The sequence below is a fragment of the Kitasatospora sp. NPDC004799 genome (genome assembly GCF_040609095.1).
Classification (GTDB): domain Bacteria; phylum Actinomycetota; class Actinomycetes; order Streptomycetales; family Streptomycetaceae; genus Kitasatospora.
This window is the reverse complement of the sequence record NZ_JBEXJK010000434.1, coordinates 1-6,748: the sequence shown is the minus strand read 5'-3', so window position 1 is coordinate 6,748 and position 6,748 is coordinate 1. Positions and strand designations below refer to the sequence as shown.

Here is a 6,748-nt window from a genome sequence, read left to right as displayed (position 1 = left end):
GGCGGTTCGACCGCGGCCCCGTCGGGTGCGGCGCCCTCGGGCGCGGCGAGCGGCGGTGCGGCGGCCGGCGGCGGCGGAGCGGCCGGGGCCGGAGCCGGGGCCGGAGCCGTCCCGGCGGCCGCCACCAGCGTGAAGGTCGGCCAGAGCGCCACCGTGGACTTCGCCGACAAGACCGCCAAGGTCGCCACCAAGCTGGAGATCACCGTCACCGGCGTCGAGGTCGGTTCGATCCAGGACTTCACCGCCGCCAAGATCAGCATCGTCGGCCTGGAGGGCCGCACCCCGGTGTACGTCAGCTACACCATCAAGAACGCCGGGGACGCCAGCCTCTCCTTCACCGCCCCGGACTCGAAGTTCGTCGTCTTCGACACCGCCGGCAAGAAGGGGCTGAACGTCATGACCGCCGCCACCCCGCTGCCCAAGTGCACCGGCGCGAAGTTCCAGGGCGTCACCAAGGGCGCCGAGGCCAAGGGCTGCACCATCATCTCCATCCCCGGCAACACCCCGGCCGCGGTCGGCTACACCGACCTGGCCGACCCGCTGAAGCTCCAGGCCTCCTGGAGCAAGTGACGCCCCGTCGGCACCGGGAACGCGGAGCGGCCCCCGCCACCTCGACGGGTGGCGGGGGCCGTTCGGCTCGACGGACTACCGGACTCAGGCGTCCTCGTCGTCGCCCTCGACGGCGGCCGGGCGGCCGCTGGAGAGCGCCTCGAAGGCGAGGAACTCGGCCTCGGCCGCGTCCCGGCCCTTCTGCTTCTCGCGGCGGCGGTCGACCGCCGGGCGCGGGCTCTCGAAGCGGTGGTCCTCACCGCGGCGGCCGAGCATCTCGGCGCCGGCGGCCATGGTCGGCTCCCAGTCGAAGACGACGGCGTTGTCGTCCGGGCCGATGATGACGGTGTCGCCCTCCTGCGCCCCGACCTTCCAGAGCTTCTCCTCGACACCGAGGCGGGCCAGCCGGTCGGCGAGGTAGCCGACGGCCTCGTCGTTGGCGAAGTCGGTCTGGCGGACCCAGCGCTCCGGCTTGACGCCGCGGATGCGGTAGGCGCCGTCCTCCTCCTCGATGGTGAAGCCGGCGTCGTCCACGGCCTTGGGCCGCAGCACGATCCGGGTCGACTCCTCGGCCGGCTTGGCGGCGCGCGCCTCGGCGACGATCCCGGCCATCGCGAAGCTCAGCTCGCGCAGGCCCTTGCGGGAGGCGGCGGAGACCTCGAACACCCGGTAGCCGCGCTCCTCCAGCGAGGCGCGGGTCAGGTCGGCGATGTCCTGGCCGTCCGGGACGTCCACCTTGTTGAGCGCGACCAGGCGCGGACGGTCGTCCAGGCCGCCGTACTCGGCGAGCTCGGCCTCGATCGTCTCCAGGTCGGTCAGCGGGTCGCGGCCGGGCTCCAGGGTGGCGCAGTCCAGCACGTGCACCAGCACCGAACAGCGCTCGACGTGCCGCAGGAACTCCAGGCCCAGGCCGCGGCCCTGGCTGGCGCCGGGGATCAGGCCGGGGACGTCGGCGATGGTGTAGACGGTCTCGCCCGCGGTGACCACGCCGAGGTTGGGGATCAGGGTGGTGAACGGGTAGTCCGCGATCTTCGGCTTGGCGGCGGAGAGCACCGAGATCAGCGAGGACTTGCCCGCGCTCGGGTAGCCCACCAGGGCCACGTCGGCGACGGACTTGAGCTCCATGACGATGTCACGGGCCTCGCCGGGCTCGCCGAGCAGCGCGAAGCCGGGCGCCTTGCGGCGGGCCGAGGCCAGCGCGGCGTTGCCGAGGCCGCCGCGGCCGCCCTGGGCGGCGACGAAGCTGGTGCCGTGCCCGACCAGGTCGGCCAGCACCTCGCCCTTGCGGTCCAGCACCACGGTGCCGTCCGGCACCAGCAGGACGAGGTCCTCGCCGTCCGCGCCGGTGCGGTTGCCGCCGGCGCCCGGCTTGCCGTTGGTGGCCTTGCGCTTGGGCGAGTGGTGGTACTCGAGCAGGGTGGTGACCTGCGAGTCCACGGTGAGGATGACGCTGCCGCCCTCACCGCCGTTGCCGCCGTCCGGGCCGCCGAGCGGCTTGAACTTCTCGCGGTGCACGGAGGCGCAGCCGTGGCCCCCGTTACCCGCGGCGACGTGAAGTTCGACGCGGTCCACGAAGGTGGTCATGGGTGTGCCTCCAGTGCGCGAGAGTCTGCTTGCTACCTGCGTAAAGCGTGAAGGGTGGACCGGAGAATTCCGGCCCACCCTTCACTGTGAGTCTTCTCAAGACCCGGTGGGTCTCATCGGACTCGGGAGTCCGCGGGGACTCAGGCCTCGACGGCCACGATGTTGACGACCTTGCGGCCACGACGGTTGCCGAACTGGACCGCACCGGCGGTCAGCGCGAACAGGGTGTCGTCGCCACCGCGGCCGACACCGGCACCCGGGTGGAAGTGGGTGCCGCGCTGGCGGACGAGGATCTCGCCGGCGGAGACGACCTGGCCACCGAAGCGCTTCACGCCGAGGCGCTGGGCGTTCGAGTCACGGCCGTTACGAGTAGAGCTTGCGCCCTTCTTGTGTGCCATTTTTCGCTATCCCCTTACTTGCTGACCGAGTCGATGCTCGTGATGCGCACCGCGGTGTGCTGCTGACGGTGACCCTGACGACGGCGGTAGCCGGTCTTGTTCTTGTAACGCAGGATGACGATCTTGTCACCCTTGGTCTGGTCGACCACCTCGGCGTGAGCCTTCACGCCGGCCAGGACCCACGGGTCGGAGGTGACGGCGTCACCGTCGACGACCAGGATGGTCGAGAGCTCGACCGAGTCACCCGGCTTGGCCTCGATACGGTCGATCTCCAGCACGTCGCCCACGGCGACCTTGTGCTGGCGGCCGCCTGCGCGAACGATCGCGTACATGCGGTACCTGCTTTCCTTGCTCGGTCGGAACCCCCGACGCCAGCCACCTGGGTACGGACACAGGAGCCTCTCCCCGGCCCTCCGCGCGGACGCGGCGACCTCGGGGAGGTGATGTGCTCGGGAGCAATGGCGTAGACACGCCGATGGTCAAGAATACGGACCGGCCGCCCGGGGGGCAAACCGGCCCGTACGGCCCGGGGGGCGGGAGCGATCCCTCCCCCCGGGCATGGGCACTACTCGGCCGCCGTATCACCCTCGGCGGCCGCGGCCTTCTTGGCCGCCGCGCTCGTCCGCTTGGTGGCGGTCTTGCGGGCGGTGGTCTTCTTGGCCGCCGTGGTGGTCTTCTTGGCGGCCGTCTTCTTCGCGGCGGTCTTGCGGGCGGCCCGCTTCTTCGGCGCCGGAGCCTCCTCGGCCGCTGCTTCCTCGGCCGGAGCCTCGGCGACGGCCTCGGTGGCCTCGGGAGCCTCGGCGGCCTCCGGGGACTCGGCGACGACCGCGGCCTCCGCGACCGCCACCGGCTCACCCGGCGCCTCGGCGACGGCCTCGGCAGCGGCTTCCGCGACCGCCGGGGCGGCGGCCTCCAGGGCCGCCTCCAGCGCCGCCTCGGCCTTGGCCTGGAGCACCACGATCTCGGCGGTGTCCGGGGAACCGGCCGGAGCGGTCGCCTTGCGCACCGCCCGGCGGCGCGGACGGCCCGCCGGAGCGGCGGCCGGGGCCTGGGCCACGGGCGCCTCGACGACCGGAGCCTCGACGACGGCCTCGACGCCCGGGACCTCCTGGGCCAGCTGGCCCTCGATCTCCTCGCGCACCGGCTCGGCCGGCTCGGCCTCCACCGGCTCGGGCACCACGGCCACCGCGGCCTCGACGGCCTGCGGCTCCTCGTGGCCCGCGCCGCCCTTGCCCCGGCGACGGCGCTTGCCGCCGCCTGCGCCGGCCTCGCCCGCCACCGCGGGGGCGTGGACGTGGGCGCTCGGCTGCTCCATGTGGACGATCACGCCGCGGCCGTTGCAGTGCACGCACGGCTCGGAGAAGGACTCCAGCAGGCCCTGGCCGACCCGCTTGCGGGTCATCTGGACCAGGCCCAGCGAGGTGACCTCCGCCACCTGGTGCTTGGTCCGGTCCCGGCCCAGGCACTCCAGCAGACGGCGCAGCACCAGGTCGCGGTTGGACTCCAGCACCATGTCGATGAAGTCGATCACGATGATGCCGCCGAGGTCGCGCAGCCGCAGCTGGCGCACGATCTCCTCGGCCGCCTCGATGTTGTTCCGGGTGACCGTCTCCTCCAGGTTGCCGCCCTGGCCGACGAACTTCCCGGTGTTGACGTCGATGACGACCATCGCCTCGGTGCGGTCGATCACCAGCGAACCGCCGCTGGGCAGCCAGACCTTGCGGTCCAGCGCCTTCATCAGCTGCTCGTCGATCCGGTAGGTGGCGAACACGTCCACCTCGGAGGTCCACCGCTGGAGCCGCTCGGCGAGGTCCGGGGCCACGTTGGAGACGTACTCGTGGATGGTCTTCCACGCCTCGTCGCCGGAGACGATGACCTTGCTGAAGTCCTCGTTGAAGATGTCGCGGACGACCCGGACGGTCATGTCCGGCTCGCCGTACAGCAGCGCCGGGGCGTTGCCGGTCGCGGCCTTCTTCTGGATGTCCTCCCACTGCTGCTGCAGGCGCTGGACGTCGCGGGTCAGCTCCTCCTCGGAGGCGCCCTCGGCGGCGGTGCGCACGATGACGCCCGCGTCGTCCGGGACGATCTTCTTGAGGATCTGCTTCAGCCGGGCGCGCTCGTTCTCCGGGAGCTTGCGCGAGATGCCGGTCATCGAGCCCTCGGGCACGTACACCAGGTAGCGGCCGGGCAGCGAGATCTGGCTGGTCAGGCGGGCGCCCTTGTGGCCGATCGGGTCCTTGGAGACCTGCACCAGCACGGACTGGCCGGACTTCAGCACCGACTCGATCCGGCGCGGGCCGCCGTGGCCGCCCAGCGCGCCGAAGTTGACCTCACCGGCGTACAGCACCGCGTTGCGGCCCTTGCCGATGTCGACGAAGGCGGCCTCCATCGACGGCAGCACGTTCTGGACCTTGCCCAGGTAGACGTTGCCGACGTACGAGGTGGCCTGCTCCTTGTTGACGTAGTGCTCGACCAGCACGCCGTCCTCGAGCACGCCGATCTGGGTGCGCTGGCCGCTCTGGCGCACCACCATGACGCGCTCGACCGACTCGCGGCGGGCCAGGAACTCGGCCTCGGTGATGATCGGCACCCGGCGGCGGCCCAGCTCGCGGCCCTCGCGGCGGCGCTGCTTCTTGGCCTCCAGACGGGTCGAGCCCTTGATGGACTGCACCTCGTCCGGGTCGAAGGACGGCTCGGTGGAGCGGCGGCGCGGCTCGCGCACCTTCACCACCGTGCGGACGCCGTCCTCGGTGGTCTCGGCGGTCTCGACGGCGCCGGCCTCACCGCTGCGGCGGCGACGGCGACGGCGGCGGCGCGACGAGGACAGGCCGGCGGCCAGGTCGTCGTCCTCCTCGCCCTCGTCCTCGGCGACGGCCTCGGCCGGCTCCTCGGCGGCGGGCTGCTCGGTCTCGACGGCCTCGGCGGCCTCGAACTCCTCGGCCTCGCCACGGCGGCGGCGACGGCCGCCCCGGCGGCGACGGCGCGACGGACGGCCGTCCTCCTCCCACTCGGCCTCGGTCTCGGGACCGGCGGCGGGGGCCTCCACGGCGGGCGTCTCGACGACCGGGGCCTCGGCGACGGGCGCCGCGACCGGCGCCTTGGCGGCGGCCTTCGCCGGTGCCTTCGCCGGCGCCTGGGCGGCCGACTTGCGGCGGTTCGGCTCGACCCGGGTGCGGACCCGGCGGCGGCGGCCGACGCCGCTGTACTCGTACTCGTCCTCCTCCTCGCGCTCGGCCGCGGCCGGGGCCTCGACCTGGGCCGGGGCGGCGGCAGCGGCGGGCTGCTGCGGCTCGGCCGGCGCGACGAAGGGGGCCGGCTCCTGGAAGACCGGAGCCTGGAAGACCGCGGTGGCCGGGCGCACGGCGCGGCGGCGCGGACGGTGGTGCGGCTCGGCGACCGGGGCCTCCTCGGCCACCGGCTCGGCGACGGGGGCCTCGGCGACGGCCTCGGCGGCCTCCTCCTCGGGCTCCTCCGCGACGGCGGGCTCCTCGGCCTGCGGCTCCTCGGCGGCGGGCTCCGCCACCGGGGCCTCGACGACCGGCGCGGCCTCGACCACGCGACGGCGGCGGGTGCGGCGGGGTCGGCGGGTGCGGTGCCCGGGGCGGGGACGGTGGTCACGGTGTCGTCGTTCATCCGAGCCGCTCCCACTGGCGCTTGGCGAGGTCCTTGAGGGTGTCGGGGTTCACCGGCTGGGGGCCGAAGACCTCGACCTTCATCTCCAGCGGGCCGCGCTTGGCGACGGCCTGGCCGAAGTAGTACTGGTCGTTGGTGTCGGCCCAGTGGCGCGGCGCGGCCTCCACCTTGTAGCCGCCGGCGGCACCGTCGGCGAACGCCGGCCAGGTGACGGAGCGCACCTGGTCCGCGTGGTCCGCGGTGTACTGGGTCAGCGTGATGCGGTAGCGGACGTCGTCCTTCTTCCAGGCGACCTCGGCCGCGCGGCGGAAGCCGTTGGCGGCCAGTTCCTTGAAGGTGGCGGCCGCGTCGCCGTTCTCCTCGGCGAGTTCGCCGATCGAGATCCAGCTCGGCTTGTCCGGGAAGTCCGCCCAGGCGGCGCTGCCCTCGGGGGCGGTGATCAGCAGCTTGGTCAGGTCGCCGTCGATGGCCAGCGGCTTGGGCTGTTCGGCGGCGAGGGCGGCCGCGTCGACCGTCTCGGCCGGGTAGGACGGGCGGGCGGCCTGGAGCGGCGGCAGCGGCGTGGGCGGGCGCTGGGCCTGCAC

Annotated in this window: 5 protein-coding genes and 1 pseudogene; 1 reads left to right on the top strand and 5 read right to left on the bottom strand. The window is 73.5% G+C overall.

What is annotated here, in order from left to right:
* The coding region (locus ABZW03_RS34640; RefSeq protein ID WP_355267479.1) for a hypothetical protein at nucleotides 1–570 on the top strand (570 nt) is incomplete at its 5' end.
* Nucleotides 571–654: 84 nt separating this feature from the next.
* Here ABZW03_RS34640 and obgE read toward each other — a convergent pair.
* From obgE to ABZW03_RS34615, 5 genes and pseudogenes are all read right to left on the bottom strand, one after another.
* Nucleotides 655–2,133, bottom strand: a complete 1,479-nt coding sequence (gene obgE / locus ABZW03_RS34635) for a GTPase ObgE (protein WP_355267476.1) — start codon at nucleotides 2,131–2,133, stop codon at nucleotides 655–657.
* 140 nt (nucleotides 2,134–2,273) lie between these two features.
* On the bottom strand, nucleotides 2,274–2,531 hold the full coding sequence (gene rpmA, locus ABZW03_RS34630; RefSeq protein WP_030058248.1) for a 50S ribosomal protein L27: 258 nt from the start codon (nucleotides 2,529–2,531) through the stop codon (nucleotides 2,274–2,276).
* A gap of 14 nt (nucleotides 2,532–2,545) precedes the next feature.
* The gene (rplU, locus tag ABZW03_RS34625) at nucleotides 2,546–2,863 is read right to left on the bottom strand and encodes a 50S ribosomal protein L21 (protein WP_045696828.1); all 318 of its coding nucleotides are present in this window, start codon (nucleotides 2,861–2,863) and stop codon (nucleotides 2,546–2,548) included.
* A 233-nt stretch (nucleotides 2,864–3,096) separates the two neighbouring features.
* Nucleotides 3,097–6,258: pseudogene (locus ABZW03_RS34620) on the bottom strand (Rne/Rng family ribonuclease); the annotation flags it as partial.
* On the bottom strand, nucleotides 6,161–6,748 hold a 588-nt coding region (locus tag ABZW03_RS34615), incomplete at its 5' end, for a hypothetical protein (protein WP_355267482.1). The pseudogene ABZW03_RS34620 and the gene ABZW03_RS34615, both read right to left, overlap by 98 nt.